34 protein-coding genes and 1 riboswitch are annotated in these 22546 nt (G+C 63.8%); of the genes, 21 read left to right on the top strand and 13 right to left on the bottom strand.

Annotated elements, in window-relative coordinates:
* Positions 1–4 precede the first annotated feature (4 nt).
* From moaD to FJ956_RS22555, 4 genes are all read left to right on the top strand, one after another.
* Positions 5–262, top strand: a complete 258-nt coding sequence (gene moaD / locus FJ956_RS22570) for a molybdopterin converting factor subunit 1 (RefSeq protein ID WP_041001878.1) — start codon at positions 5–7, stop codon at positions 260–262.
* Between the two features lies 1 nt (position 263).
* Positions 264–743, top strand: a complete 480-nt coding sequence (locus FJ956_RS22565) for a molybdenum cofactor biosynthesis protein MoaE (protein ID WP_140679921.1) — start codon at positions 264–266, stop codon at positions 741–743.
* Between the two features lie 125 nt (positions 744–868).
* A complete protein-coding gene (locus tag FJ956_RS22560; protein ID WP_140679919.1) occupies positions 869–1282 on the top strand; it encodes a YbaY family lipoprotein in 414 nt (137 codons plus the stop codon).
* Positions 1283–1503: 221 nt separating this feature from the next.
* Complete coding sequence (locus FJ956_RS22555) at positions 1504–1773, top strand: hypothetical protein (RefSeq protein ID WP_140679917.1); 270 nt, start codon at positions 1504–1506, stop codon at positions 1771–1773.
* Positions 1774–1842: 69 nt separating this feature from the next.
* Here FJ956_RS22555 and FJ956_RS22550 read toward each other — a convergent pair whose 3' ends face one another.
* Positions 1843–2322, bottom strand: a complete 480-nt coding sequence (locus FJ956_RS22550) for a cupin domain-containing protein (protein WP_140679915.1) — start codon at positions 2320–2322, stop codon at positions 1843–1845.
* Positions 2323–2386: 64 nt separating this feature from the next.
* Here FJ956_RS22550 and FJ956_RS22545 point away from each other — a divergent pair, with 64 nt between their 5' ends.
* The 4 genes from FJ956_RS22545 to FJ956_RS22530 all read left to right on the top strand — a co-directional run bounded on the left by FJ956_RS22545 (position 2387) and on the right by FJ956_RS22530 (position 4239).
* Complete coding sequence (locus tag FJ956_RS22545) at positions 2387–2842, top strand: MarR family winged helix-turn-helix transcriptional regulator (RefSeq protein WP_140679913.1); 456 nt, start codon at positions 2387–2389, stop codon at positions 2840–2842.
* Between the two features lie 40 nt (positions 2843–2882).
* Positions 2883–2945: riboswitch (Fluoride riboswitch) on the top strand.
* 98 nt (positions 2946–3043) lie between these two features.
* A complete protein-coding gene (crcB, locus tag FJ956_RS22540; protein WP_140679912.1) occupies positions 3044–3436 on the top strand; it encodes a fluoride efflux transporter CrcB in 393 nt (130 codons plus the stop codon).
* A gap of 3 nt (positions 3437–3439) precedes the next feature.
* The gene (crcB, locus tag FJ956_RS22535) at positions 3440–3862 is read left to right on the top strand and encodes a fluoride efflux transporter CrcB (RefSeq protein ID WP_140679908.1); all 423 of its coding nucleotides are present in this window, start codon (positions 3440–3442) and stop codon (positions 3860–3862) included.
* A gap of 32 nt (positions 3863–3894) precedes the next feature.
* The gene (locus tag FJ956_RS22530) at positions 3895–4239 is read left to right on the top strand and encodes a DUF190 domain-containing protein (RefSeq protein ID WP_140679906.1); all 345 of its coding nucleotides are present in this window, start codon (positions 3895–3897) and stop codon (positions 4237–4239) included.
* Here FJ956_RS22530 and FJ956_RS22525 read toward each other — a convergent pair.
* Positions 4214–4462 carry a hypothetical protein gene (locus tag FJ956_RS22525; protein WP_140679903.1) on the bottom strand — a complete coding sequence of 83 codons (249 nt, stop codon included), beginning with the start codon at positions 4460–4462 and terminating at the stop codon, positions 4214–4216. The genes FJ956_RS22530 and FJ956_RS22525 overlap by 26 nt on opposite strands.
* A 164-nt stretch (positions 4463–4626) precedes the next feature.
* Positions 4627–5049: a nucleoside-diphosphate kinase gene (gene ndk / locus FJ956_RS22520; RefSeq protein ID WP_140679901.1), complete on the bottom strand. Its 423-nt coding sequence runs from the start codon at positions 5047–5049 to the stop codon at positions 4627–4629.
* Between the two features lie 177 nt (positions 5050–5226).
* Between ndk and FJ956_RS22515 the strand changes: the two genes are divergently transcribed.
* Complete coding sequence (locus tag FJ956_RS22515; protein ID WP_140679899.1) at positions 5227–5460, top strand: hypothetical protein; 234 nt, start codon at positions 5227–5229, stop codon at positions 5458–5460.
* A 3-nt stretch (positions 5461–5463) separates the two neighbouring features.
* On the opposite strand, the gene FJ956_RS22510 is transcribed toward FJ956_RS22515, so the two are convergent.
* Both FJ956_RS22510 and FJ956_RS22505 read right to left on the bottom strand, forming a co-directional pair.
* Entirely contained in the window at positions 5464–5760 is a 297-nt protein-coding gene (locus tag FJ956_RS22510) for a DUF1905 domain-containing protein (protein ID WP_140679897.1), read from the bottom strand.
* 22 nt (positions 5761–5782) lie between these two features.
* The gene (locus tag FJ956_RS22505; protein ID WP_140679889.1) at positions 5783–6475 is read right to left on the bottom strand and encodes a glutathione S-transferase family protein; all 693 of its coding nucleotides are present in this window, start codon (positions 6473–6475) and stop codon (positions 5783–5785) included.
* A gap of 61 nt (positions 6476–6536) precedes the next feature.
* On the opposite strand from FJ956_RS22505, the gene FJ956_RS22500 reads away from it, so the two are divergent.
* The 3 genes from FJ956_RS22500 to FJ956_RS22490 all read left to right on the top strand — a co-directional run bounded on the left by FJ956_RS22500 (position 6537) and on the right by FJ956_RS22490 (position 9123).
* On the top strand, positions 6537–7046 hold the full coding sequence (locus FJ956_RS22500) for a DinB family protein (protein WP_140679887.1): 510 nt from the start codon (positions 6537–6539) through the stop codon (positions 7044–7046).
* Between the two features lie 334 nt (positions 7047–7380).
* Positions 7381–7983: a hypothetical protein gene (locus FJ956_RS22495; protein ID WP_181170263.1), complete on the top strand. Its 603-nt coding sequence runs from the start codon at positions 7381–7383 to the stop codon at positions 7981–7983.
* A gap of 357 nt (positions 7984–8340) precedes the next feature.
* The gene (locus FJ956_RS22490) at positions 8341–9123 is read left to right on the top strand and encodes a GGDEF domain-containing protein (RefSeq protein ID WP_140679885.1); all 783 of its coding nucleotides are present in this window, start codon (positions 8341–8343) and stop codon (positions 9121–9123) included.
* Positions 9124–9210: 87 nt separating this feature from the next.
* On the opposite strand, the gene FJ956_RS22485 is transcribed toward FJ956_RS22490, so the two are convergent.
* On the bottom strand, positions 9211–9630 hold the full coding sequence (locus FJ956_RS22485) for a hypothetical protein (RefSeq protein WP_140679883.1): 420 nt from the start codon (positions 9628–9630) through the stop codon (positions 9211–9213).
* Between the two features lie 243 nt (positions 9631–9873).
* On the opposite strand from FJ956_RS22485, the gene FJ956_RS31055 reads away from it, so the two are divergent.
* The 3 genes from FJ956_RS31055 to FJ956_RS30880 are packed head-to-tail and all read left to right on the top strand — an operon-like array spanning position 9874 to position 10681.
* A complete protein-coding gene (locus FJ956_RS31055; protein ID WP_281405630.1) occupies positions 9874–10002 on the top strand; it encodes a hypothetical protein in 129 nt (42 codons plus the stop codon).
* A 50-nt stretch (positions 10003–10052) separates the two neighbouring features.
* Positions 10053–10355, top strand: a complete 303-nt coding sequence (locus FJ956_RS30885; protein WP_246672129.1) for a sterol desaturase family protein — start codon at positions 10053–10055, stop codon at positions 10353–10355.
* A complete protein-coding gene (locus FJ956_RS30880; protein WP_246672128.1) occupies positions 10349–10681 on the top strand; it encodes a sterol desaturase family protein in 333 nt (110 codons plus the stop codon). Before FJ956_RS30885 ends, FJ956_RS30880 begins: the two co-directional genes overlap by 7 nt.
* Before the next feature lie 65 nt (positions 10682–10746).
* Here the strand turns inward: FJ956_RS30880 and FJ956_RS22475 are convergent, their stop codons facing one another.
* The 3 genes from FJ956_RS22475 to FJ956_RS30600 all read right to left on the bottom strand — a co-directional run bounded on the left by FJ956_RS22475 (position 10747) and on the right by FJ956_RS30600 (position 13626).
* Positions 10747–11049: a DUF982 domain-containing protein gene (locus FJ956_RS22475; RefSeq protein WP_140679881.1), complete on the bottom strand. Its 303-nt coding sequence runs from the start codon at positions 11047–11049 to the stop codon at positions 10747–10749.
* Positions 11050–11232: 183 nt separating this feature from the next.
* On the bottom strand, positions 11233–13314 hold the full coding sequence (locus FJ956_RS22470; RefSeq protein ID WP_140679879.1) for an ATP-dependent helicase: 2082 nt from the start codon (positions 13312–13314) through the stop codon (positions 11233–11235).
* A gap of 144 nt (positions 13315–13458) precedes the next feature.
* The gene (locus FJ956_RS30600) at positions 13459–13626 is read right to left on the bottom strand and encodes a hypothetical protein (protein WP_181170262.1); all 168 of its coding nucleotides are present in this window, start codon (positions 13624–13626) and stop codon (positions 13459–13461) included.
* A gap of 131 nt (positions 13627–13757) precedes the next feature.
* On the opposite strand from FJ956_RS30600, the gene FJ956_RS30595 reads away from it, so the two are divergent.
* Positions 13758–13934, top strand: coding sequence for a hypothetical protein (locus tag FJ956_RS30595; RefSeq protein WP_181170261.1), 177 nt, complete (start codon positions 13758–13760; stop codon positions 13932–13934).
* A gap of 268 nt (positions 13935–14202) precedes the next feature.
* Here FJ956_RS30595 and FJ956_RS22465 read toward each other — a convergent pair whose 3' ends face one another.
* Positions 14203–15171, bottom strand: a complete 969-nt coding sequence (locus FJ956_RS22465) for a LysR substrate-binding domain-containing protein (protein ID WP_140679877.1) — start codon at positions 15169–15171, stop codon at positions 14203–14205.
* A gap of 113 nt (positions 15172–15284) precedes the next feature.
* Between FJ956_RS22465 and FJ956_RS22460 the strand changes: the two genes are divergently transcribed.
* From FJ956_RS22460 to FJ956_RS22440, 4 genes are all read left to right on the top strand, one after another.
* Positions 15285–16112: a hypothetical protein gene (locus FJ956_RS22460; RefSeq protein ID WP_181170260.1), complete on the top strand. Its 828-nt coding sequence runs from the start codon at positions 15285–15287 to the stop codon at positions 16110–16112.
* Between the two features lie 35 nt (positions 16113–16147).
* Complete coding sequence (locus FJ956_RS22450; protein ID WP_140680068.1) at positions 16148–17203, top strand: DMT family transporter; 1056 nt, start codon at positions 16148–16150, stop codon at positions 17201–17203.
* Complete coding sequence (locus FJ956_RS22445) at positions 17181–17405, top strand: hypothetical protein (RefSeq protein ID WP_246672127.1); 225 nt, start codon at positions 17181–17183, stop codon at positions 17403–17405. The genes FJ956_RS22450 and FJ956_RS22445 overlap by 23 nt, the downstream gene beginning before the upstream one ends.
* Before the next feature lie 353 nt (positions 17406–17758).
* Positions 17759–18202 carry a MucR family transcriptional regulator gene (locus FJ956_RS22440; protein WP_140679875.1) on the top strand — a complete coding sequence of 148 codons (444 nt, stop codon included), beginning with the start codon at positions 17759–17761 and terminating at the stop codon, positions 18200–18202.
* A 411-nt stretch (positions 18203–18613) separates the two neighbouring features.
* On the opposite strand, the gene FJ956_RS22435 is transcribed toward FJ956_RS22440, so the two are convergent.
* The 3 genes from FJ956_RS22435 to FJ956_RS22420 form a co-directional block, all read right to left on the bottom strand.
* The gene (locus FJ956_RS22435) at positions 18614–19012 is read right to left on the bottom strand and encodes a hypothetical protein (protein WP_140679873.1); all 399 of its coding nucleotides are present in this window, start codon (positions 19010–19012) and stop codon (positions 18614–18616) included.
* Between the two features lie 94 nt (positions 19013–19106).
* Positions 19107–19871: a lysozyme inhibitor LprI family protein gene (locus tag FJ956_RS30590; RefSeq protein WP_246672126.1), complete on the bottom strand. Its 765-nt coding sequence runs from the start codon at positions 19869–19871 to the stop codon at positions 19107–19109.
* Positions 19872–20083: 212 nt separating this feature from the next.
* Positions 20084–20320: a hypothetical protein gene (locus FJ956_RS22420; RefSeq protein WP_140679871.1), complete on the bottom strand. Its 237-nt coding sequence runs from the start codon at positions 20318–20320 to the stop codon at positions 20084–20086.
* Positions 20321–20457: 137 nt separating this feature from the next.
* On the opposite strand from FJ956_RS22420, the gene FJ956_RS22415 reads away from it, so the two are divergent.
* Entirely contained in the window at positions 20458–22335 is a 1878-nt protein-coding gene (locus FJ956_RS22415; RefSeq protein ID WP_140679869.1) for an ABC-F family ATP-binding cassette domain-containing protein, read from the top strand.
* Positions 22336–22546 lie beyond the last annotated feature (211 nt).

Here is a 22546-nt window from a genome sequence, read left to right as displayed (position 1 = left end):
GACAATGTCCACGAAGCTCATCTATTTCGCCTGGGTGCGCGAGCGGATCGGCAAGCCGGAAGAGGACGTCGAATTGCCTTCCGGCATCGAGACGGTCGCCGATCTGCTGCGCTGGCTGAAGTCGCGCGGCGAGGAGTATGAGAACGCGCTGCAATATCCCGACGTCATCCGCGTCGCCATCAACCAGGAACATGTCGGCCACCGCGAGAAGATAGCGGGCGCGCGCGAAATCGCGCTGTTTCCGCCGATGACCGGGGGCTGAGATGGCCGGCGCCGTCGTGCCCGCCATCCGCATCCAGCGCGAGGATTTCGACGTCGCCGCCGAGATCGCCCGTCTGACCGGGGGCCGCGCCGATATCGGCGCCGTGGTCACCTTCTCCGGCCTTTGCCGCGACGAGCAGGGCGCGCTCTCGGCGCTCGAGCTCGAGCATTATCCCGGCATGGCCGAGGCCGAGATCGGCCGCATCGCCGCGCAAGCCCTCGAGCGCTGGCCGCTGCAGGGGCTCACCGTCATCCATCGCCATGGCAAGATAGCGCCGGGCGAAAACATCGTGCTGGTGGTCGCGGCCTCGTCGCACCGCCAGGCGGCCTTCGAGGCGGCGAATTTCCTGATGGATTATCTGAAGTCGCGCGCCCCCTTCTGGAAGAGACAGCATCTCGCCGACGGCACTCAAGGCGGCTGGGTCGAGGCCAAGGAAGCCGACGATCACGCCGCGGACCGCTGGAAGAAACAAGGCGAATAATGCATGTCGCCCAGAAGTGTGCAGCGGTTCTGGGGCAACGACATGCATCAGAAAAAACTCCCGTTCGGCCATCGAACGACCGCAATCCTTCCCAAGCCTGCCGATTTGCTTGGCGGAGCAATCCCATGCTGGACAGGATCGCGGAGTTCTTCATCTTCGGGCTGGTGCCGCTGGTCGTCGGCGTGCTTGCCGTGCCGGAAGCGACCAATGCCGGCGAAAAGACGATCGCGGGCGAGGTGACATATCGCGAACGCATCGCCCTGCCGCCCGATGCCGTGCTCGTGGTCGAGCTCGCCGACGTCTCGCTGGCAGACGCACCGGCGGCCGTGATCGCCAGGCGCAGGATAGCGCCGACCGGCCAGTTGCCGATCAAATTCGACATCGGCTTCGATCCCAAGGCAATCCAGAAGGGCCGGACCTATACGCTGCAGGCGCGTATCGCCGTTGGCGAACGGCTGATATTCGTTACCGGTACAAGGCACCAGTTCGATCCGCTGGACGGCAAGCCGCAGACGGTGTTGGTGAGAATGACGCGCTGATGTCGAGCGCCAGGCCGACTTCGCGAAGCTTGCCATCGCCGATAAGGATGGCCGCAATACCGTGCGCGACTTTCAGTCTGGAAACCGTGTTCACCGGAATAAACCGGCGGTGCCAGGCGTTGACTTATGCAGATGGCGGGCAGGCAAAGGGACAATGTCCCTTCACTTAAGCCGCCAGACCGGATGCGCGGGATCGATCTGGCACTCAATGGAGACCAGATATGAAAAAGCACACGCTCATTTTCGCAGTCACAAGCGTATCGCTGATCGCCTTCGCCGGTTTTGCCAAGGCGGACGACCATCTGTTCAACGCCACGCAGCATGGCCTCAGCCCTGACAGCCAGCCTTTCCAGACCAACAAGGCCGGCCATAGCGGCGACCTTGCACCTGGACAGGGCAGCCCGTTCGCCGGCGAGGAGACGAAGACACCGTCTACCGATACCGAGGCGGCAAACGCCCATGCGAATGTGAAAGACCGTCAAGCGAAGTGACGGGATACCCGCCGCGAGGGCGGCGCGATTCTCGTCAGCTCATGCGGCGAGCCCACCACTTTCGAGGGATCACGTCTGCGGCGGCGGTGGCGCCGGTGTCAGGCCGAAGCGGCGCATCAGGTCCATGATCCTGGCCCGGTCCGGCGGGCCGCCGGCGCCAAAAATGGCAAAGGCCTCGCGGAAATAGTCCGGGCTGATCGCCGCGGGTGTGACCACGCACAACACTTTGGCGGTTTCCGCGGTGTTGTTGTCGAAGCGATGGACCGCGCCGCGCGGAATGCAGAGAGCCTGTCCCACCCCGACCTCGTGTCTCTTGCCGTCGACCGTGAGCGTCAGTACGCCCTCGATGCCGTACATCGTTTCTTCGTAGTGGTCGTGGCTGTGCGCCGGGGCGAGCAGCCGCTGCGAGCCGGGCACGGTCAGTTCGAAGGCCGCGATGCTGCCGTTGGACTGGTCGCCGGTGAGTAGGAAGCGAATGGCGAGGCCGCCGTCATCGCCGATCGTTTCTTCCGCCGGATTGACGCGCACATCGCTGGCCTTCCCTAGCATTCCATCCTCCCATATGGTAAATCGAATTTACCGAAATGAGTAAACTCAATTTACCAACATGTCAATGCCTGAGTCCACGGACGATCCTCCGAAGAAACCGCCATTGATCGGCGCGCTGTTGCGCGTGCCGGCCTTGGCCATCCACCGCAAGCTGATCAGGGATTTGCGGGCATCCGGCTTCGACGATTTGAGCCCGCCGCATATGGCCGTGATCCAGTATCCAGGGCCGGACGGGATGCGTCCGAGCGCGCTTGCCGAGCGGGCTGCGATGAGCAAGCAGGCCATGAACCAGTTGCTGAAGACGCTGGAGGGGATGGGCTATATCATCCGCAGCGCGGCGCCCGACGATGCCGGTGGGACCGTCGTGAACTTCACCGACAGGGGCAGGGCCGCCTACCAGAAGATGGCGGACATCCTGCTCGATATCGAGCGGGAATGGGCCGAGGAGCTTGGGCCGAAGCGCTTCCAGGAATTGAAGACGCTGCTCGGCGATCTCTGGGACACGCCGCTGATCCGCTGAGGGCGCCAATTGACCGCGCCGCCTCGACCCCCTAGGCTCCCTCGAAAATGGGGATGGGGTTCCCCCGAAACCGCCCTTACGGGCTGATGACTCCTGCCAGGCGTGCTCTCGCGCGGCAGGATTTGTTTTTCCCGCTCGCACCATGCCTGATTTCGTGAAGTGATTCCGGTGCGGAATCGCGTTTGGAAAGGCATTGAAGCGATGACCCTTGCGGCTTGCGCCCTGGTCCTGATCGGCGGTTTCCTCGGCGGCATTTCCCGCTTCTTCCTCTCCGGCGTGGTCGGCCGTGCCATCGGCGAGACCTTTCCCTGGGGCACGTTGCTGGTCAACGTTTCCGGCGCCTTGGCCATCGGCGCCTTCGCAGGCGCGGCGCGGGCTGTCGGCGGCGTGTTCGCCAGCGATCTCGTGCGCGACCTGATCGTCGTAGGCCTGTTCGGCGGCTACACCACGGTATCGTCCTTCTGCCTGCAGACGCTCAATCTCGAGCTCGACGGCGAGGGGCGGCACGCAGCCTTCAACGTCGTCGCTTCGTCGGTTCTGTGCGTGCTGTTCGTCGCGCTCGGCTTCTGGGCCGTCGCCTGGGTAGTGGGCTGAACGATGACGGACAGGCAGATGGCGATGCGGCTTTATCTGGCGGTCGGTTGTGGCGCGGCGATCGGCTCGCTGGCCCGCTTCCTGTCGAGCTATGTCATCGTCTCGCTGCTCGGCATGAACGCGCTTTGGTCGACTGCTTTCGTCAATGTCGTCGGCTCGTGGATCATCATGGCCTTCGCCACGCTGACCGGGCCGGACGGGCGCCTGATGGTCGGCCCGGCTAGCCGCAATTTCGTCATGGCCGGCTTCTGCGGCGGCCTCACCACGTTTTCGGCGATGAGCCTCGATACATTTATCCTGCTGTTCGAGGGCGACTGGCCGCTGGCCGCGACCTATCTCATCAGCGTGGTCGGCCTGTCTCTCGCCGCGGCGTGGCTGGGCTACCTCATGGCGTCCAGGCTCAACCGCCTGCCGGCCGACAGGTGATCGGGCCAACAGGTGATCAGGGAGAAGAGAACATGGAACTTCCCACCCAATGCGCGCTGCTCAGGATCTTCTTCGGCGAGGACGACAGAGCAGCCGATGGCAAGCCGCTGCACGAGGCGATCGTCATCAAGGCGCGCGAGACCGGCATGGCCGGCGCCACGGTTTTGAGGGGCCCGCTCGGCTTCGGCCGCTCGAGCGTGCTGCACACCGCCAAGATCCTGCGCCTGTCGCAGGATTTGCCCATCGTCGTCGAGATCGTCGACGCGCCGGAGAAGATCGATGCGCTGATCCCCGAGATCAAGGCACTGACCAGGACCAAGAGCTGCCTGATCACCCGGGAGAAGGTGGAAGTCATCCGCTATGGCGACGGGGACTGAACTCCCCGCTCTCCCCGTCACCGCCTCGGAGACGGCGGCCGATCGTCACTTCATCGAAGACACCGGCGGAAAACAGTCTCATCGCCTCTATCGCCAGTTCCGACGCCTCGGAACTGCCTATAACGATGCCTCGCTCCTCGCAGACCTCGTCATAGATGCGCTTCAACAGGGCGAGGTCGTCCGGATAGGCAAGGCCACTTTCAGAAACATGAGGCTTGATCATGCCTCCCTCCCACGGTTCGGCGGAAGCGCGGCTCGCAGCCGCCGAGCGCTACTTTGTTGCCAATTTCGCTGAACCTAGGGCAGGCAGCGAATGTGACCACCCGTCTCAAAAACAAAAAAACGGCCCGCTGGAGCGGGCCGTTCCGTGAAACTCGAGCTTGCGCCTCAGCCGACGATCTCGGTGTCCGAGAACCAGTACTTGATCTCCTGCGCGGCTGTTTCGGGCGCGTCCGAGCCATGCACCGAATTCTCGCCGATCGACAGCGCATGCACCTTGCGAATGGTGCCATCGGCGGCGTTGGCCGGGTTGGTGGCGCCCATCACTTCACGGTTCTTGGCGATGGCGTTCTCGCCCTCCAGCACCTGCACGATCGTGGGCGCCGACGACATGAATTCCACCAGCTCGCCGAAGAAAGGGCGATCCTTGTGGACGGCGTAGAACCCTTCCGCCTCGCGGCGGCTCATCCACACGCGGCGCGATGCGATGACGCGCAGGCCGGCGTCTTCCAGCATCTTGGTGATGGCGCCGGTGAGGTTGCGCCTGGTCGCGTCCGGCTTGATCATGGAGAAGGTGCGTTCGATCGCCATAGGGTCGTCCTTGTTGTGGGAATGGAAACTGGGGTGGCGGGCTCTATACAAGTCGCCCGGCGGCTTGCCAAGGGGAGGTCGACTTCTGGTCAAGGCGAGCCGTTTGCGGGATAATCAGGTGGCTGCATGCGCCTCGGGCGCGAAGTCCGGAGCGCCGTGGCAGCGGAGCCCGAGGTGATGAACTGGCCCTATCTCACACGCGGCGACATGGCTGGCCTTCTTTTCGTGGTCGTGTTCTTCGCCGCTGTCGTCCTTGCCCTGCTTTTCTTCCCGCAGCGCGCGGAGCAGAATTTCGGCTTCGGCCCGGAATGGCAATGCGTGCGTATGGAACAGGGCGATCCGATCTGCGTGAGGCTGGCCGACAGCAATGCGCCGAATGGGGACGCGCGCGACAAGGGCGCGTCAAAGTAGGCGCTAAAGCTCAAACTCAAAGGTCACTGTAGGCTCATCGCCCGCCTTGAGGCCTTCCCGCTGGCGCACCGAGGCCTTGACCGGCAACAGCAGGCTGCCGGACGACGTGTCGGGAAAGAGCGACGTTTGCCACCTGGTCTTGCCGATCGTCGCCGTGATGCCGAGCGAGCCCCAAGGGCGCGCCAGCCCCGCCATCGCCGCCTTGATCCGCGCCGCGACGTCCGTCGGCAGCGTTATGAAATGCCAACCTCCCTTGCCGGGATAGACCCAGATCTCTGCCCGCATTTCATAGCGCAACATGGCGGTCCCGCGCTCGCGGCGTTCAGGCCGCAGCGGCGACCTGCCGGCCGATCCCGCCATGCAGGTCGAGGCAGCGCTCGAACCAGCGCGCGATGCCGTCGGCATCGTCGAGCAACTGGAAAGGCGAGGCGATGCGGCCCCATTGCAGCGCCCCGAACACGATGTAATCGACAAACAGCGGCGCCGCGCCGCCGATGAAGGGCTGGTATGTCAGCGTCGAGCGCAGCGGCTCCAGCGCGGCACGGAAGGCCGAGAGCCCGGCCTCGCGATTGGCCACGACGTCTTCCAGGCGCTTGCCGTAGCGCTGTTCGCGATTCTCGCGGAAATAGGCCGCGTTCGGTTCATCCTGCATCGCATGCAGATCGGTCAGAGCCACCGTCGCGATATAGGGGTGGATGGTGAGCTGCGACCAGCGCTCGATGAAGCGCGCCGTCGCCTTGCCGCCTTCGCCGGAAAACAGCGTCGGCCGTTCGGGATAGGCTTCGTCGAGATAGAGCGCGATGGCGAAGGAATCGGCCACCACGCGCTCGCCGTCGCGGATCACCGGCACCGTCTTCGACACGCCGCCTTCGACCTTCGGCACCTCCAGGAAGCGCGTCGGCATCTTGGTGGCGGCAAGCCCCTTATGCGCCAATGCCATCTTGGTCTTCCAGCAATGCGGGCTGAACGGGCGGGCGGTGTCATGGCCGACGAGGTCGTAAAGCAGAATGGTCATTGGCGGGTCCGTTGCTGCGGGTTACGTAGGGTCTGGATTCGGATTAAGCCGGGTGGGAAGAATGAAGCAGCATTTCATGATGTTTGCGGCCTACAATCAATGGGCCAATGGCCGCCTCTACGATGCCGCCGCCGATCTTGGCGAAGACGAGTTCGGTCGCGACGTCGGCGCCGTCTTCGGCTCGATGCTCGGCACGCTGAACCATCTGCTCGCCGTCGACCGCGTCTGGATGAAGCGTTTCACCGGCGAGGGCGACGCGCCCTCGAACACCGCCGCCATACTCTACCACGCCTTGCCGGCCCTGAAGCTGGCGCGCGAGGCCGAGGACAGGAGGGTCGTCGACTGGGTGAATGGGATGGGCGACAAGGCGATCACCGGGCGTTTCTCCTACATGACCGTCGACATGCGCACCGTCTCGCAGCGCCTTTCGCCTGCGCTCAGCCATTTCTTCAACCACCAGACCCACCATCGCGGCCAGGCGCATATGATGCTCACTGTGCTCGGCCGACCCTCGGTGCCGCTCGACCTGGCGCTGTTCCAGCGCTCCGAGGACGGTCGCGCCTACGCCTGAAAGCGGAACCGTCACATTTGGGAGGCGTTCTCAACCGAGCGCCGTGCTTGGCCAAAGTCGTTTGGCGGAGTCGCTTCCGATCCAACCAACAGTACCGAATTAACGTCTTGCTTTTGGTTTCGAAAATTTCTCAATAGTTTAAATATTGAAGTAAAATATCTTATATTTTTAGTTCAGTGATATAGCACCCAAAAACTACAACCTATTCTTGCAAACACCCCTCTGAAACCTGAGTGAAGATGAGCGCGTAGGTATTTTTGCGTAAAGCACATGCGAAACATAGATATTGGCATGATGCAGCGCAGCAAATAGTTATGAAAAAGAGGAGAGTGCAATGTCAAGTATTTCCAAAAATATCGCTAGAACTTTGTCATATGGTGCGATTATCGCTATTTTTGCCCTGCCCGCGAACGCCGCGAGCGGCATTGGTGTCGGCGTCGGCGCATCTGTCGGAGGTTCCGGCGGCATTAACGCCGGCGTCGGCGCGTCTGTCGGCGGTTCCGGCGGTGTCAATGCCGGCCTTGGTGCCTCGGTTGGCGGCTCGGGCGGCGTCAATGCCGGCGCCGGCGCATCCTTGGGCGGTTCGGGTGGCGTCAATGCCGGCGCTACCGCCTCGGTCGGCGGCTCGAATGGCATCAATGCCGGTGTCGGCGCCAATGTTGGAAACGGCATCAATGCCGGTGTCGGTGCCAATGTTGGAAACGGCATCAATGTCGGCCTCGGCGTGGGCATCGGCGGCAACCCGGCCAATCCGAGCAATCCCAGCAACCCGTCCAACCCCGGCAAGCCAACCAAACCGGGCTTGCCTGGCGCCGTCGCCAGTTTGTCCGGCAACCAGTTGGCGCGCATGAAGAAGCGCTGCGCCGACGTGCTTTCCAGTGCAGGCACTTATGACAGCGACCTCAGGGCCCTCTGTCTGATGATCGCGAGCCGCTGACGCTTGATCCGACCGAGCTTCGGCATGGATCACGTGCCGGGTCAGAGTGTCACGCCGTTCCCGGTGCCGGGCAACGGCCAACCGGGAGTGTCGGACCGGCCGTGAGGCTCTACGGCACTCTCCTACGCGTTGCCGGCTGCGGGCCGGCGGCGCGCTGACGAGAACCTCCGGCCAGTCGGGAAGCCCGCCACATCCGTGGTGGGCTTCCCGTTGTATGTTGTTGCGGAACCGGTCGGCTTGACTGCTCGCGTATCGTCGAAAGGCGAGAATTAACCAACTTCGCGGGACGAGGCGTATATTAGCAGTTCGTTTGCCTTCCTCGCGGCATGATGACCCTGACGTAACGGGAGCAACGGCATGCGCATCGATTTGTCCCCGACAAGTTGGGGCAGGGTCGTGGTGGTCACCGCCGCCGGCACCGCCTTTTTCATTGCCGCCGCCTTCTTCGTCGATTCCTTCAATTTCCCCTCGCTGTCGCCGCAGGCGCTGCTGTGGGCGCAACTCACGGACCTGTTCCTGCCGCTTGTCCTCGGCGGCTCCTTCCTGTTCTTCCTGATGTGGAAGATGCGCCAATTGGCGATCACGCAGAAGGAACTCGGCGTCATTGCCGCGACCGACAGCCTGACGGCGGTCTTCAACCGCGGCGCCTTCTCGATGCTGGTCGAGGCCTATCTCGAGCGGGCGCGGGGCCAGGCGGTCGCCGATGCCGGCGCGCTGCTGATCGTCGATGCCGATCACTTCAAGTCGATCAATGACCGCCTCGGCCACGATTGCGGCGACCAGGCGCTGAGGTTGATCGCGGCGACGATCAAGGGGCAACTGCACGGCGCCGACATTGTCGGACGTATCGGCGGCGAGGAATTCGCGGTCTTCCTGCCCGGCGCCGACGCCGCGCGCTCCTTCCTGGTCGCCGAATCCATCAGGCGCCGCATCCGCGAGGCCGAGTTCGCGCCCGGCGGGCGGCCCTGGCCGCTTTCGGTGAGCATCGGCGGTACCGCCTTCAGCGGCCCGACCACCTACCACGACATGTTCCAGGTCGCCGACCGCCATCTCTACAAGGCCAAGTCCAATGGCCGCGACCAGGTGAGCTTCGAGATCCCGCGCGGCGGGCCGGGCGACGCCGCCGGCACGGTCCACTAAATCAATTCCAGGAAAGTGCGATCCGTTTTGGCCCGGCAACCGCGCCGTAGCCGTTCGTTGCCGTGCCTGCGGCCCTGGAAGCCGAGGTCAACGGTGGCTGCGGTTGAGCAGCGGCCTGTGCTGACGGATCAACTGGCGCTCGACATCGAGATAGGGCCTGATCAGGCCCGCCGCGGTCGGGGTCGGCTCCGGCTGATGCACCACCGCCGTCAGCATGCCGTGTTCGGTGAGCAGGTTCAGCCACTTCAGCGCCTCCCATTTGGGCGTCGCGCCGCCGCGGCCGATGAGGCTGCGGTTGATATAGCCGGGATAGGAAAGCAGGCGCTTGCCCGCCGAGGCGCCGCAGGTGCCGATCCTGACCGCCTTGCCGTCGGCGGTGACCCAGGCATAGACCGCTTCGCCGAGCTCGCACACCTTGGGGTCGGTTATCGTCACACGGATCGACGACCTGTCCCGGCTGAGCCGCATTTCGGCCGCCGGCTTGAAACGCTCGCGATCGAGAAACATCCGCCCTCCCGATGCATGTCGCCCGGAAGTGTGCAACGGTTCCGGGACAACGACATGCATCAAAACAAAGACTTAAAGCGCGTCCGCAACTGACATGGTGAAACGCGAACGTTCCGTGCGGTGTTTCACGCAGCGCTCGAAAAGTTTCACGGGGATTTCGCGGCGCCGCGCATGCCATCAACGGTCCGTTCATCCTTTGGCGCCTAGTGTCGGAGACTGGCCTCAGCCGATCCGCGAGCGACCGTGTTCGATCTCATCGACTACAAGGCGGTGCTGGTCATCGCCCTCATCTTCATTCCGCTCGAGCAGCTCCTGCCGCTGCATGCCGAGCAATCGGCCACGCGCCGGCATTGGCTGAACGACGTCTTCTAACTGCTCTTCAACGGCATCGTCATCAAGTTCGGCCTGTTGCTGGCGCCGCGATGCTGATGGTCCCACGTGTCGTGCCCGAGGCGCTTTCGGCCACCGTCCAGTCGCAGCCTTTATGGCTGCAGGCGATCGAGGCCCTGATCATTGCCGATATAGGCTTCTACCTTGCCCATCGCGCCTTTCACGCGGTGCCGTTCCTGTGGCGCTTTCACGCCATTCATCACTCGATCGAGGAGATGGACTGGCTGGCCGCCCACCGCGTGCACCCGGTGGACCAGATCCTGACCAAGTCGGCTTCGTTCTTGCCGCTCTTCGCGCTGGGTTTTCAGGCGAGGCGCTTCTCATCTACGTGCTGATCTATCATTGGCAGTCGGTGTTCATCCACTCCAACACCCGCATCAAGTTCGGGCCGCTGAGATGGCTGATTGGCTCGCCGCAGTTTCATCACTGGCACCATGCCAACGAACGCCAGGCCTATGACAAGAATTTCGCCGGCCAGTTGGCCGTCCTCGACCTGATTGGCGGCACCTTGTTCATGCCGCGAAATATGCCGGAAAAATACGGCACCGACGAGCCGGTGCCGCAGCTCTACCACCAGCAGCTCGTCTATCCCTTCGTGACCGCGGCCGAGCCGGCCGCGCCGATCGCAGAAGCGTCGCCGGCGGCTGCCAAGCCGGAATGACAGCACGGAAAAGCCCGCCGCTGAGGGCGGGCTTACCCGGGAGGGGCGGTCTTCTTTTGTAAAATTCAGGCCGCGAAACCGCCATATCCGCGCGCCGCCGGCTTGACCGAGACGACCGGCTGCTCCGAAGGCCAGAGCACGCCCGCCGTCACCGCGAAGGTGATCAGCGCGTCGCGCGCGGCCTCGGGCGGGATTTCTCCACTCCGCGCGGCCTCGCAGGCCTTCACCGCGGCGCCGTAGCTGAGCCGCCGGCGCGACGGCGGGAACTCGGTCAGGAAGTCATGCATTTCGAACAGCGAGGCGATCATGCGCTTGTGGCCGGCGCCGACGCTGAGAGCGACCGGGGTGAAGAACGTCCTGTCGTGCATTCGGACCTCGTCAGTTGGCTGCGGAGGCGGCGAGCCTCCCGTCTGGGGAAGGACGCCACACAACGCGGCTTGCGGCGGGAGGTTCCACGCATGCCGCTGTTTTCTCAAGGATGGCGTGCCGCCCGCTGAAGCGGAGGCAAATCGGACTCTTCGCCTGGCAGTCGGCTGGAACGGGCAGGCGGCCTATTTCCACATCCCGCGCATGCGGGAGCCGAGATCGACCTTGACGCCCGGCTTCTGGCGCGGGTCGTCCTTGAGCGCGGCGCTTGCCCAGGACGACTGCGCGAAGGCCGAAAGCATCGAGGCCGGGATGAAGCGGGTGCGCGAGGCATAGACGTGGCGGTCGCCGCGCGCCGCCTGGTTGTGCGGATAAAAGCGCTGCGGCACGACGAGATGCAGGCTGTCCTTGGCCCTGGTCATCGCCACGTAGAGCAGCCGCCGCTCCTCCTCGATGTCCTCCTTGGTGCCAACGCCGAGATCGGCCGGGATGCAGCCGTCGACGGTGTTGAGCACGAAGACGTTCTTCCACTCCTGGCCCTTGGCCGAATGGATGGTCGACAGGATGAGGTAATCCTCGTCGCGATGCGGCGGCCCGGCCTGGTCGCTTGTGGCGTCGGGCGGGTCGAGGGTGAGCTCGGTCAGGAAGCGCTCGCGCGAAGGATAGGTCGATGCGATCTGTTCGAGCTGCATGAGGTCGGCGCGGCGCGTGATCGCATCCTCATGGATGCGTTCCATATGCGGCTCGTACCAGAGCCTGATCCGCTCGAGGTCGGCCGGCCATTTGGCGCCGGCGCGTAAGCCGCCATAGATGTCGAGGAAGACCGGCCAGTCCTGCGCGGCGCGCTGTGGAGGCCGGAACCGGGCAAGGCCCAGCGTCTCGTCCAGCGACGTAGCCATGGCGTCCACGATCTGCGAGGCGGCCGAAGGGCCGATGCCCGGCATAAGCTGCAGCACGCGAAAACCGGCGACGCGGTCGCGCGGGTTCTCGGCAAAGCGCAGCATCGCCAGCATGTCCTTGACATGCGCGGCATCGAGGAATTTCAGGCCGCCGAACTTGACGAAAGGGATGTTGCGGCGCGTCAGCTCCACCTCCAGCGGCCCGCTATGGCTCGAGGTGCGGAACAGCACCGCCTGCGCCTTCAGCGCCGTGCCGGCCTCGCGCTCGGCCAGGATCGCCTGGCACACATAATTGGCCTGCTCGGCCTCGTCGCGCACGCTGACCAACTGCGGCTTGTGCGACGACCGCCGCTCGGTCCAGAGATTCTTGGTGAAGCGCTCGCTGGCCTCGCCGATCACCTTGTTGGCCGCGGCCAGGATCGTCTCGGTCGAGCGGTAGTTGCGCTCCAGCATGATGACCGAGGCTGCTTGCGCGAACTGCTGTGGGAAATCGAGGATGTTGCGCACTTCCGCCGCGCGGAAGGAATAGATCGACTGCGCGTCGTCGCCAACGACGGTCAAGCCCACGCCGTCGGGCTTCAGCGCCAGAAGGATCGAGGCCTGCAGCCGGTTGGTGTCCTGGTATTCGTCGACCAGTACGTGATCGAAGCGGCCGCCGAGATGCGCCGCGATCTCCGGCTCGGCCGCCATCTGCGCCCAGTAGAGCAGAAGGTCGTCGTAATCGAGCACGTTCTGCGCCTGCTTGGCCTCGACATAGGCCGCGAACAGCTCCTTGAGCTGGTCCGCCCATGCCGCGCACCAGGGAAAGGCCGAACCCAGCACTTCACCCAGCGGCGCCTGCGCATTCACCGCCCGCGAATAGATCTGCAGGCAGGTGCCCTTGGTCGGAAAGCGGCTTTCGGTTTTCGAGAATCCCAGCTCGTGCCGGGCAAGGTTCATCAGGTCGGCGGAATCCTCGCGGTCGTGGATGGTGAAGGCCGGGTCGAGGCCGATCTGCTCGGCATAGTCGCGCAGCAGTCGCGCGCCGATGCCGTGGAAAGTGCCGGCCCAGGCGAGCGCGTCGGCGATAATGGCCGCGTCGCGCCCCAGCACCTCGCCGGCGATGCGCTCGACGCGCTTGGCCATCTCGGCCGCGGCGCGGCGCGAGAAGGTCATCAGCAGAATGCGGCGCGGATCGGCGCCCTTGACGATGAGATGGGCGACGCGATGCGCCAGCGTGTTGGTCTTGCCGGAGCCGGCGCCGGCGATCACCAGAAGCGGCGCGGCCACCTTGCCGTCGCCATGCATCACCGCCAGCCGCTGCTCGTCGTTCAGCCGGCCAAGATAGGCGGGCGCCTCGAAGGACGAATCACGAGCGGCGATGTTCATCGCCCATCAAGCATCGTTTCCGCTTTGTTCGCAATAATTTCCTCGCCCCGCGCGAGCGGGGAGAGGTGGCCGCGAAGCGGCCGGCGAGGGCTGCGTCGGCATCCATGCTTCACCGGAAGGGGCTGTTCCCACCCGAAAGAGCCGCTACCGCTTCGGCTCGACCCCCATCGCCGCCGACTGGCGCCGCAAATTGCGCCTCTCGTCGCCCGGCATCTCCAGCGGCGCGACATCGCCGGGCACCTCGTCGATGATCCTCACGGCGACACGATAGGCGGTGTAGGCCAAGAGGCCGGTAAGCAGCAGGCGGAGCATGACCATCTCCTCGTTGTGTCGTTTGGCTGGCGGTTCAACCATACGCAGGCCGGTTGGTTCCGCGCGCCACGCAACCAAACCGCTACCGCTTCGTTGCCCTTGAGATCACGAGCGAACGAGAGGAGGTCGTCATGAAGAAACTTCCTGTGCTGCTGGCTCTTGCGGCAGGGCTCGTGCTCGCCGCCTGCGACAACAGCGTGCCGCCGACCAAGGCGCCCGCCGTCGACCAGAACCCGCAGGTCGACAAGAATCCGGTGCCGAAATCGACCACCGGCGGCGATCAGCCAGGCACTCCGCCGAAGCAATAGCGCCAAGGCCGGCCTTGGCGAAATTATGGTCGGGCTGAACGAAGAAGGCCGGCGCTGCTTGGGAGGAAGCTGGGTAGCGCCGGCCAAGCGGGAAAATCAGGCCCGCCGCAGGACCAAAGATAGCTGAGTCTCGCCCCTGCGTCATGGTGCGATCGCGGTAGCCGGCTATGGAGCCACAGAAAATCACGAAATTCTGCAGGGCCCGCCATTGCGAGGCACGTCCGAGGTGCGGAATTCGCTCAAGTGAGCATTCGTGGAAGAGTGACCTTCACACCATCGCTACGCGCCGCACCGGAACGCTCTCGATCTCGACGTCCAGCTGGCGCTGCGTCAGCGCTGCTTCGGCCATGATCCACTGCTTGAACAACTGCACCTTGCGGGCGCCGATCGCCTTGATGGGGTTGACGAAATACCAGCCCGCCGTGTTGGGGTGGTGGACCGCGAAGGGGGCCATCAGCCGTTCGGCGCGGATGTCGCTTGCCATGTAGGCGCGGTTGGCGACCGCAAAGCCCATCCCGGCATTGGCCGCTTCGTAGGACATCATGCAGCTATCGAAATAAACGCTCCTGGTCTCGCCAAGCACGAAGCTCGCGCCGGCAAAGCCCAGCCACGACTGCCAGTTCTGCGTGCAGGTTTCGGAATGAAGCAGCGTGAAATAGCGCAGGTCTTCCGGCGTCACCTTCGACAGCGGCTTGTCGCCCAGCACATCGTGGAAGAGCTTGCGGCTGCAGACCGGTGTCAGGTCTTCCTTGAACAGCAGGTCCGAGGTGAGGCCGGGGAAGTTGCCGTCGCCATAGCGGATCTCGAGATCGTATTCCGAGGTCGAGAATTCATGCGTGGCGTAGGAAGTCGCCACCCGCATCTCGATGTCGGGATATTGCCGCTGGAAGGCCGTCAGCCTGGGAAACAGCCAGCGCGCGGCAAAGGTCGGCAGCACGCAGATCCGCAGCACATGCGCCTGCGACTGGCCCGTAGCCTCCATGCTGGCCGCCACGATCCGCTCCAGCGCCTCGCGCACGCGCGCCACGTAGGTCTCCCCCTCCGGCGTCAGCGACACGGCATTGCCGCCGCGCTCGAATATCTTGAAGCGAAGCTGATCCTCCAGGCTCTTCACGCGCTGGCTGACGGCGGAAGCGGTGATGAACTGCTCCTCGCCGGCACGCGTGAAATTCCTGTGCCTCGCGGCGCTCTCCACGATTTTCAGCGAGTTGAGATTGACCTGACTGAGCAGACGCACGGGGGTTTCGACCTTAAGCTGGGCTTACGCTACCACCAGCATTCCTAAATTTACAGGGGTAGGCGTTTAAATGACTGTTAACCAAGTGTTGCCCCCACTTTGGAGAAAGTAGAATGAACGCCCATACAATTCCCGAACTGCGTTGCGCAATGAGTCGCGAGGCCATCATTGGTCATGAGACGTCCTGGAAAGTGTCGGGTTTCGGCGTCGCCCAGTATCGTCACGGTTACGATCCGGCTCTGCTTGCCGCCATCGAGGAAGCCGCCCTGAAGTTGAAGGCCAGCCATGCCGTGCACAAGCACCTCGACCTCACCTTCATCACCGGCGCCGACCGCTATATTCCGGAGATCAAGGAGCTTTTGCACGACAAGCTGCGCCTGGAAAGACTGTCCGACATGATGGGCACCAGGCTCGAGCCGTATCCACTGTCGATCGTCGGCTCGACCGTCACCTTCATGAATCCGAAAGACGGCGCGGTCGAATGGCATTGCGATGGCGTTCCGGTGACCGAGCTCATTCCGCTGTCTATCAGCGACCCGCTCATCGGCGGCCATCTTGAAATCTATTGCGACGATTCCGAGACCGGCCGCTCGATCCTGGAATCCGGCCGCGATCTGCCGCGCAACAAGATCATGCGCATCGACCACAAGATGAACTATGCCACGCTTGGCCAGTTCCTCGGCGTGCTCCATCGCACCGCGCCGATCCAGCTCGGCGAGCGCGTCACGCTGGTGCTCAACCAGCGCTCGGCGACCAAGCCCTATGTCGACGACAACCGCATGTTCTACCTTGCCGCCGACAACGACCATGACCGTGCCTGGGTGAACGAGCTGGCGGAGGATGTCTGGACCAACCAACTGCCTGCCTACCGCCGCCATGCCGAGGAGCATCCCGCGCCGCAGCCCGAGGCGGTTTCCGGCGGGGCGAGGGAGTCTTGGTAATGACCGACGATCCGGTCGAGTGTCAGCCGCCTCCAATGTCGCTGAGCCTCGGTCCGGTCGCGCCGGAAAGTCAAAGCCGTTCCGGCGCCCTCGGGGCGGCGCTTGCCTTCGCCCTCGGCGCCGTGGCGCTGTGGGCGACCAACGCCCTGGTCGGCAAGACGCTGCTTGCCGCCTATCCGGTGTCGCAAGTGCAGTTCCTGCAGTTTTGCGGCGCGACCCTGGTCTTCGCGCTGATCCGGTTCTTCCCTTCCCCCCTTGTGGGGGAAGGTGGCCGAGCGAAGCTCGGTCGGATGAGGGGTGTTGGACGGATCACCGACGCCGGAGTTTCTTCCAACACCCCTCATCCGTCTCGGCGCTTCGCGCCGATCCACCTTCTCCCACAAGGGGAGAAGGGAAACGCCGCGCTCGCCTACGCGGTCGGCTTCCTTGGCTTGGTCGGCACGATGGTGCTGCAATATATCGGCTTCGCCTCGATGCCGGTTATCGAGGCAAACCTGGTCGCCTACACCTGGCCGCTGATGACCGCCGCGGCGGTCATCCTGCTTGGCCGTCCGCGCCGTCCGCTGTTGTTCGGGCTGGCTGCGGCGCTCGGCTTCGTCGGCGTGGCGCTGGTGATTTCAGGCGGCCGCGCGCAGAGCTGGTTCGAAGGCAGCCTCGTCGGCTATCTCGCCGCTTTCGGTTCGGCGCTCTGCATGGCCTTCTACTCGCTCACTGTCGGCCGCCTTGCCGTGTCGCCCGACCGGCTGCTTTTGCCCTCGGCGCTGATCGGCGTCGCGCTCACCTTTGCCTGGTGCCTGCATGACGGCGTCGTGCGCCCGACCGGCGCGCACCTTCTGCTCGGCCTCTATCTCGGTGCCGGCCCGATGGGGCTCGGCTATTATTTCTGGTCGCGCGCGGCGAAGCTCGATCATGGCGGCAGGATAGCGATCGTCGCCTATCTGACACCGATTGCTTCCACGTTTCTGCTGACGCTCTCGGGCGAAAGCCTGTCGATGACGGCGGTTGCCGGCGCCGTCCTCGTCATCGGCAGCTGCCTTGCGGTCGGCATCGAAGGTACGGAGACCAGGCATGATGTCCAGGATGGCCGTTGACGATGACGAACGCCGCGCCAGGCAGGAGGCGCACTGGCTGGTCAGGGAGTTTGGCGCGGAGGCGCCGCTCTATGCCGCCATGAAGGCCGAAAAGGCCATCGAGCAGAAGGATTTCGGCCGCTGCGCGCGCTGGAAGCGCGTGCTGGAGATCCTCGCGGACAAGCCGCCCGCGGAACTCAGGCGCGGTGTCGCCGCCAAATGACCGATTTGCCACGGGGCCGCCGAATCGCGCATGTTCGATTATCCGACGGTAGATTATCGCGGCCGTGCCGGAACTTGCCCTGAACTTCGATTTTTCAGCAACTTTCACGGCGAATCGAAGTGCTATAGCGCCTTTTTCGCATGCAGGTGGGCAGTCCGTGCTATAATGCGTTCGCTATAGCTGTTAGAATTCCTAACTTGCGCGTTTCCAGTCTGTGTAGAAACATCGCCCGGTATTGAGTCTCGTAGCTTTACTGACTATGGACGGTCCGTTGGGGGGCAGGTCCAATTCGATACACCGACGAAAGTCTTAAAAAGAGCTGGCGATTTGAGGACCAGCAGAAGGTGAAAAAATTGTCCAACATCGACGACAAGACTGCAATCGAGCTGACCGCCGACATTGTTTCAGCCTATGTCGGCAACAATCCGCTCCCCGCCTCTGGCCTGCCTGATCTGATCGCCAGCGTCAGCGCCTCGGTTCGCAAGCTCTCCAGCGGCAGCATTGTCAAGGAGGCGGTGGCTCTGACGCCCGCCGTCAACCCGAAGCGCTCTGTTTTCCCCGACCACATCGTGTGCCTGGAGGATGGAAAGAAGTTCAAGTCGTTGAAGCGCCACCTTGCGACCGACCATGGTCTGACGCCGGACGAATACCGCGCGAAATGGGGCCTGCCCGCCGACTATCCGATGGTGGCGCCCAGCTATTCGGCGACTCGTTCCGCACTGGCCAAATCCTCCGGCCTCGGCCGCAAGCCGGCCGTAGGCGACGCTGGCAAAGGGAAGCGCAAGGCCAAGGCCTGAGGCATGTTGCCCGCAACGGATGATGTCGCGCCATGGCCATGGCGCGACCATCTGACCGCGCTCGGCGCTTTGCGCCGGGGGTAGCCGTCCAGTCCTCGGTGGACGCGGCCGACGGCGTCAGGGCGCGGCGCACCCTGTTTTCGCTGGGCGATCCCTCCGGCGACATGCTTGCCGCGCTCGACGCGCTTGACCGGTTCGAGCGCCATCGTCGAATGCGACGACCCGCCGGCCATCGAAGCGCGCAGACTGAAATGTCTCGCCGTCCTTGAGCAATTCCAGGAAAAGTGTGCGCGGTTGGGCTCGGCGCCTTCGCCGTAGCCTCCGCCCGGAATTGCGTCAAAACAAGGAAATAGAGCGATTTACCGTTTCCATGAAACGGTGAAACGCTCTGGACCGGCTTACGGCAAGCGCTCAGCCGCGGACCTGAGGTGGCTCCGCCGGCCGGACCCGCTTGGGGTCTTGCTCGTTGGCTAGGCTTTCCGCCTCGACCGCCGTCATCTCAAGAAGATAGACGAGCATGTTGTAGCGCGTGCGCGAGAGCATTTTCGCCAGCTTGCGCGTGATTTCCGCGACATATCTCAACGTGCGTGGATCGTTGACCGCCGCGCCCATCGTGAGCTCCTGAAGGCCAGAGCCAAGTTTCTTGGACCAAGTTATCGTTGGCGCCAACTCACGACTCACGGCGCATCGGCAAGGTCGCAGGTTTGCGATAAAAACTGAAATCAATTTTTGATAAGCATCATGCTCGGCTCGGAAGATTTTGCTGTCTTTTTTGGTGGTATCGTCTCTTGCTGCATCAATATTGAGCACGATGCAAACTTGCGGTTGTCTTCCTGCGCCGGGTTGATCTTTCTCCGGGAATGTTGATCGCCGAGGCAGGCAGGAAGCGAGCGGCGGGTGCGGCCTAGTTCTTATAGGCGGAGCAGAAGCCCGGCGGGTTGTCGTTGCCGATCATGGCGCAGCCGCGCTTGATCTCGTCGACCATCATGCTGCATGCATTCTGCCCGTTGCAAGGCGGATTGGTAGCCGGCGACACCTGGATGCACTGCGAGACATACTGGTCCGACTTCGCCTTGCCGGCGGATTGCACGCATGGCCGCGTGTCGTTCTGGCTTGCCTTGGCAGGGGCGGGTTTCGCAGGCGCGGCTCCAGCCTTCGCAGGCGCGGCACCAGCCGTCGCAGGCGCGGCACCAGCCGTCGCAGGGGGGGCCTTCGCAGGCGCGGCACTGCCGCCGCTTTGCGGCACGCAGGAGAGATCGCCTTCCGGGCATTGCAATTGGTGCTGCAACTGCGCCAGCCGCGCCTTGGTCAACTCCGCCCTGCAGGTCTCGACGAGGGTCGAGTACACTGAGCCATCGGCATAAGGCTGGGTGCGGAAGGCGCACTCCTTGTCGCGGAACGGGATCCAGGCGCGCTGCGCGTCGCGCAAGCGCTTCAGGTCGGCGGGAGCGAGACGTCCCGCCAGCACCTTGTAGACCGCGTTGAGGCCAGCGTCGGCCGAAGCGGCATTCGCGGTCGTGCAAGTAGCAAGGTCGGCCTGCGTCTTCGCTGCCGCGCAGTCGATGGCCGCACGGGCCGCGGGGATGGTGAGAAGCATAGCCAGCCCGGCGGCGACTGCGAAAATCGCGACCGCCAGCGAGGCCGAAAGGAGCGTGGTCTTGCTCGGCATCTGATCTGTCCTCTGCTTGAATCGAACCCCGCCGCTCGCGCCAGCATAGGTTGAGACAACAGCCGCGATCAACGCCAAACCTGTGACGTGGCAAGCAAAGTGTGACCGGTGATTGGCGAAAGCGGAGGAACGAACAATCTTTCCTTGGGGAGACAGCCCGACAGGGTAGAGAGGGCGTGTCCGCCGGCCTCTTCGTCAATCATAGGCAAAGCCTAAGATGCTTTTCCGGAATCGATTTGGATCAACAGGTGTTCCGGCTCCCGCGTCTCTAGCCGGTTCGTAATCTTGGCTGCTTGGGGGGAGGTTGGGCGGCCCTGCGGCCCGCTCGCGGGTTCAGCGGCGAGAGCAATGTGAGCGGTCTCGTCTTCGAACAGAACCACCTGCGTCGCCAGCGCGGTCGTCGTGGCGACTTGGAAGAAGATGAAGGCGAGGGCGAGATAGCGGATCACGGGCGTCCAAACGCTTGGGCCGGCAACTGGTTCCAGTCCTTCGAGTTTTTTGCTGAAACGGCCAAAGACAGCGCGCGGCGTGTCTCATCCGGGCCCCGGCTCTTGCGAAGCGCCGATCTCCCGTGCAAAAGCCGGCCATGCTTATTATCAACGACCTTACGCTGCGCATGGCGGGGCGGCTGCTTCTCGATCATGCTTCATTGACCCTGCCGGCCGGCACAAAGGCTGGCCTTGTCGGCCGCAACGGCACCGGCAAGACCACGCTGTTCAAGGCGATCACCGGCGATTTCGCTTCGGAGACCGGCTCGATCAGCCTGCCGAAAAGCACCCGCATCGGCCAGGTGGCGCAGGAAGCGCCCGGCACCGAGGAGCCGCTGATCGACATCGTGCTCAAGGCCGATATCGAGCGCACCGCGCTGCTTGAAGAAGAAAAGACCGCGACCGACGCGCACCGCATTGCCGAGATCCACATGCGGCTGGCCGACATCGACGCGCATTCGGCCGAGTCCCGCGCCGCCACCATCCTTGCCGGCCTCGGCTTCGACGATGCGGCGCAGCGCCGCCCGGCCTCCTCCTTCTCGGGCGGCTGGCGCATGCGCGTAGCGCTCGCCGCCGTGCTGTTTTCCGAGCCTGACCTTCTGCTGCTCGACGAGCCGACCAACTATCTCGACCTCGAAGGCACGCTCTGGCTGGAGAATTACGTCTCGAAATATCCGCACACGGTTCTGCTGATCTCCCACGACCGTGATTTGCTCAACCGCGCCGTCAATTCCATTGTCCACCTCGATCAGAAGAAGCTGACCTTCTGGCGTGGCGGCTACGACCAGTTCGAGCGCCAGTACACCGAGCAAAAAGAACAGCAGGAAAAGGGCCGCATCAAGCAGGAAGCCGCCCGCAAGCATATGGAATCCTTCGTCGAGCGCTTCCGCGCCAAGGCCTCCAAGGCCAGGCAGGCGCAGTCGCGCATCAAGGCGCTGGAGAAGATGAAGCCGATCGCGGCCATCGTGAACGACACGGTGCGGCCGTTCTCCTTTCCGGAGCCGGTGAAGACGGTGGCTTCGCCGATCGTCGCGCTCAACGGCGTCAATGTCGGCTACACCGAGGGCAGGCCGATCCTGAAGAAGATGACGCTACGCATCGATGCCGACGACCGCATCGCGCTGCTCGGCGCCAACGGCAACGGCAAGTCGACCTTCGCCAAATTGCTCGCCGGCCGCCTCAAGGCCGAGACCGGCTCGATGACGATCGCGCCGGGCCTGAAGGTGGCGATCTTCGCCCAGCACCAGCTCGACGATTTGCGCCCCGAGGAAAACGCCTACGAGCATGTACGCAGGCTGATGCCGGAGGCGCCGGAATCGAAGGTGCGCGGCCGTGTCGCCCAGTTTGGGCTCACCACCGAGAAGATGAACACCGCCGCCAAGGACCTGTCCGGCGGCGAGAAGGCGCGGCTGTTGATGGGGCTGTCGGCCTTCGAGGGACCGAACCTGTTCATCCTCGACGAGCCCACCAATCACCTCGACATCGACAGCCGTGAATCGCTGATCCATGCACTGAACGATTTTCCGGGCGCGGTCATCCTGATCTCGCACGACCGGCACCTGCTCGAGGCCACCGCCGACCGGCTCTGGCTGGTCAAGGACGGCGCGGTCAATCCCTATGACGGCGACCTCGAGGATTATAAGACGCTGGTCACCGGCGTGTCGTCCAACCGCCGCGAGCAGAAGGAAGCGGACAAGGCGTCCAAGGCCGACCGCCGCCGCGAAGCCGCCCAGCGCCGCGCGGCGCTGGAGCCTTTAGCCAAGGAAATCCGCGCCACCGAGGCGCTGATGGACCGCATCCGCAAGCGCATCGACCTGATCGAGGACGAGCTTGCCAATCCGGCCGTCTATGAAAAGGACCCCTCGACAGCGACGCGGCTTGCCAAGGAACGCTCGCAACTGGCGCAGACGCTGGCGCAAAACGAGGACAAGTGGCTGACGATGTCGGCGGAATATGAGGAAGGGATCGCGGAGTAGGGACTTCCCTTCTCCCCTTGCGGGAGAAGGTGGATCGGCGCGCAGCGCCGAGACGGATGAGGGGTGTTCCAGCGGAGTGAGACGTCGGTCTTCCCTGGAGCACCCCTCATCCGTCACCTCCGGCGCCTCCTTCTCCCACAAGGAGGGTTTTGCACGGGAGCCGATATTTAGCGCATGAGGCAGATGGGCGTTTTTTGAAAGGCGCTCGGGC

It is taken from the genome of Mesorhizobium sp. B2-4-3, assembly GCF_006442815.1.
Lineage (GTDB): Bacteria > Pseudomonadota > Alphaproteobacteria > Rhizobiales > Rhizobiaceae > Mesorhizobium.
Note: the sequence above shows the minus strand (reverse complement) of the source record. Positions and strands in the feature narration are given on the sequence as shown.

What these genes read in the sequence shown, in the direction of transcription:
- moaD (WP_041001878.1), top strand. Translation starts at nt 5, where the DNA reads ATGTCCACGAAGCTCATCTATTTCGCCTGGGTGCGCGAGCGGATCGGC.
- FJ956_RS22565 (WP_140679921.1), top strand. Translation starts at nt 264, where the DNA reads ATGGCCGGCGCCGTCGTGCCCGCCATCCGCATCCAGCGCGAGGATTTC.
- FJ956_RS22560 (WP_140679919.1), top strand. Translation starts at nt 869, where the DNA reads ATGCTGGACAGGATCGCGGAGTTCTTCATCTTCGGGCTGGTGCCGCTG.
- FJ956_RS22555 (WP_140679917.1), top strand. Translation starts at nt 1,504, where the DNA reads ATGAAAAAGCACACGCTCATTTTCGCAGTCACAAGCGTATCGCTGATC.
- FJ956_RS22550 (WP_140679915.1), bottom strand. Translation starts at nt 2,322, where the DNA reads ATGCTAGGGAAGGCCAGCGATGTGCGCGTCAATCCGGCGGAAGAAACG.
- FJ956_RS22545 (WP_140679913.1), top strand. Translation starts at nt 2,387, where the DNA reads ATGCCTGAGTCCACGGACGATCCTCCGAAGAAACCGCCATTGATCGGC.
- crcB (WP_140679912.1), top strand. Translation starts at nt 3,044, where the DNA reads ATGACCCTTGCGGCTTGCGCCCTGGTCCTGATCGGCGGTTTCCTCGGC.
- crcB (WP_140679908.1), top strand. Translation starts at nt 3,440, where the DNA reads ATGACGGACAGGCAGATGGCGATGCGGCTTTATCTGGCGGTCGGTTGT.
- FJ956_RS22530 (WP_140679906.1), top strand. Translation starts at nt 3,895, where the DNA reads ATGGAACTTCCCACCCAATGCGCGCTGCTCAGGATCTTCTTCGGCGAG.
- FJ956_RS22525 (WP_140679903.1), bottom strand. Translation starts at nt 4,462, where the DNA reads ATGATCAAGCCTCATGTTTCTGAAAGTGGCCTTGCCTATCCGGACGAC.
- ndk (WP_140679901.1), bottom strand. Translation starts at nt 5,049, where the DNA reads ATGGCGATCGAACGCACCTTCTCCATGATCAAGCCGGACGCGACCAGG.
- FJ956_RS22515 (WP_140679899.1), top strand. Translation starts at nt 5,227, where the DNA reads ATGAACTGGCCCTATCTCACACGCGGCGACATGGCTGGCCTTCTTTTC.
- FJ956_RS22510 (WP_140679897.1), bottom strand. Translation starts at nt 5,760, where the DNA reads ATGTTGCGCTATGAAATGCGGGCAGAGATCTGGGTCTATCCCGGCAAG.
- FJ956_RS22505 (WP_140679889.1), bottom strand. Translation starts at nt 6,475, where the DNA reads ATGACCATTCTGCTTTACGACCTCGTCGGCCATGACACCGCCCGCCCG.
- FJ956_RS22500 (WP_140679887.1), top strand. Translation starts at nt 6,537, where the DNA reads ATGAAGCAGCATTTCATGATGTTTGCGGCCTACAATCAATGGGCCAAT.
- FJ956_RS22495 (WP_181170263.1), top strand. Translation starts at nt 7,381, where the DNA reads ATGTCAAGTATTTCCAAAAATATCGCTAGAACTTTGTCATATGGTGCG.
- FJ956_RS22490 (WP_140679885.1), top strand. Translation starts at nt 8,341, where the DNA reads ATGCGCATCGATTTGTCCCCGACAAGTTGGGGCAGGGTCGTGGTGGTC.
- FJ956_RS22485 (WP_140679883.1), bottom strand. Translation starts at nt 9,630, where the DNA reads ATGTTTCTCGATCGCGAGCGTTTCAAGCCGGCGGCCGAAATGCGGCTC.
- FJ956_RS30885 (WP_246672129.1), top strand. Translation starts at nt 10,053, where the DNA reads ATGCTGATGGTCCCACGTGTCGTGCCCGAGGCGCTTTCGGCCACCGTC.
- FJ956_RS22475 (WP_140679881.1), bottom strand. Translation starts at nt 11,049, where the DNA reads ATGCACGACAGGACGTTCTTCACCCCGGTCGCTCTCAGCGTCGGCGCC.
- FJ956_RS22470 (WP_140679879.1), bottom strand. Translation starts at nt 13,314, where the DNA reads ATGAACATCGCCGCTCGTGATTCGTCCTTCGAGGCGCCCGCCTATCTT.
- FJ956_RS30600 (WP_181170262.1), bottom strand. Translation starts at nt 13,626, where the DNA reads ATGCTCCGCCTGCTGCTTACCGGCCTCTTGGCCTACACCGCCTATCGT.
- FJ956_RS30595 (WP_181170261.1), top strand. Translation starts at nt 13,758, where the DNA reads ATGAAGAAACTTCCTGTGCTGCTGGCTCTTGCGGCAGGGCTCGTGCTC.
- FJ956_RS22460 (WP_181170260.1), top strand. Translation starts at nt 15,285, where the DNA reads ATGAACGCCCATACAATTCCCGAACTGCGTTGCGCAATGAGTCGCGAG.
- FJ956_RS22450 (WP_140680068.1), top strand. Translation starts at nt 16,148, where the DNA reads ATGTCGCTGAGCCTCGGTCCGGTCGCGCCGGAAAGTCAAAGCCGTTCC.
- FJ956_RS22445 (WP_246672127.1), top strand. Translation starts at nt 17,181, where the DNA reads ATGATGTCCAGGATGGCCGTTGACGATGACGAACGCCGCGCCAGGCAG.
- FJ956_RS30590 (WP_246672126.1), bottom strand. Translation starts at nt 19,871, where the DNA reads ATGCCGAGCAAGACCACGCTCCTTTCGGCCTCGCTGGCGGTCGCGATT.
- FJ956_RS22415 (WP_140679869.1), top strand. Translation starts at nt 20,458, where the DNA reads ATGCTTATTATCAACGACCTTACGCTGCGCATGGCGGGGCGGCTGCTT.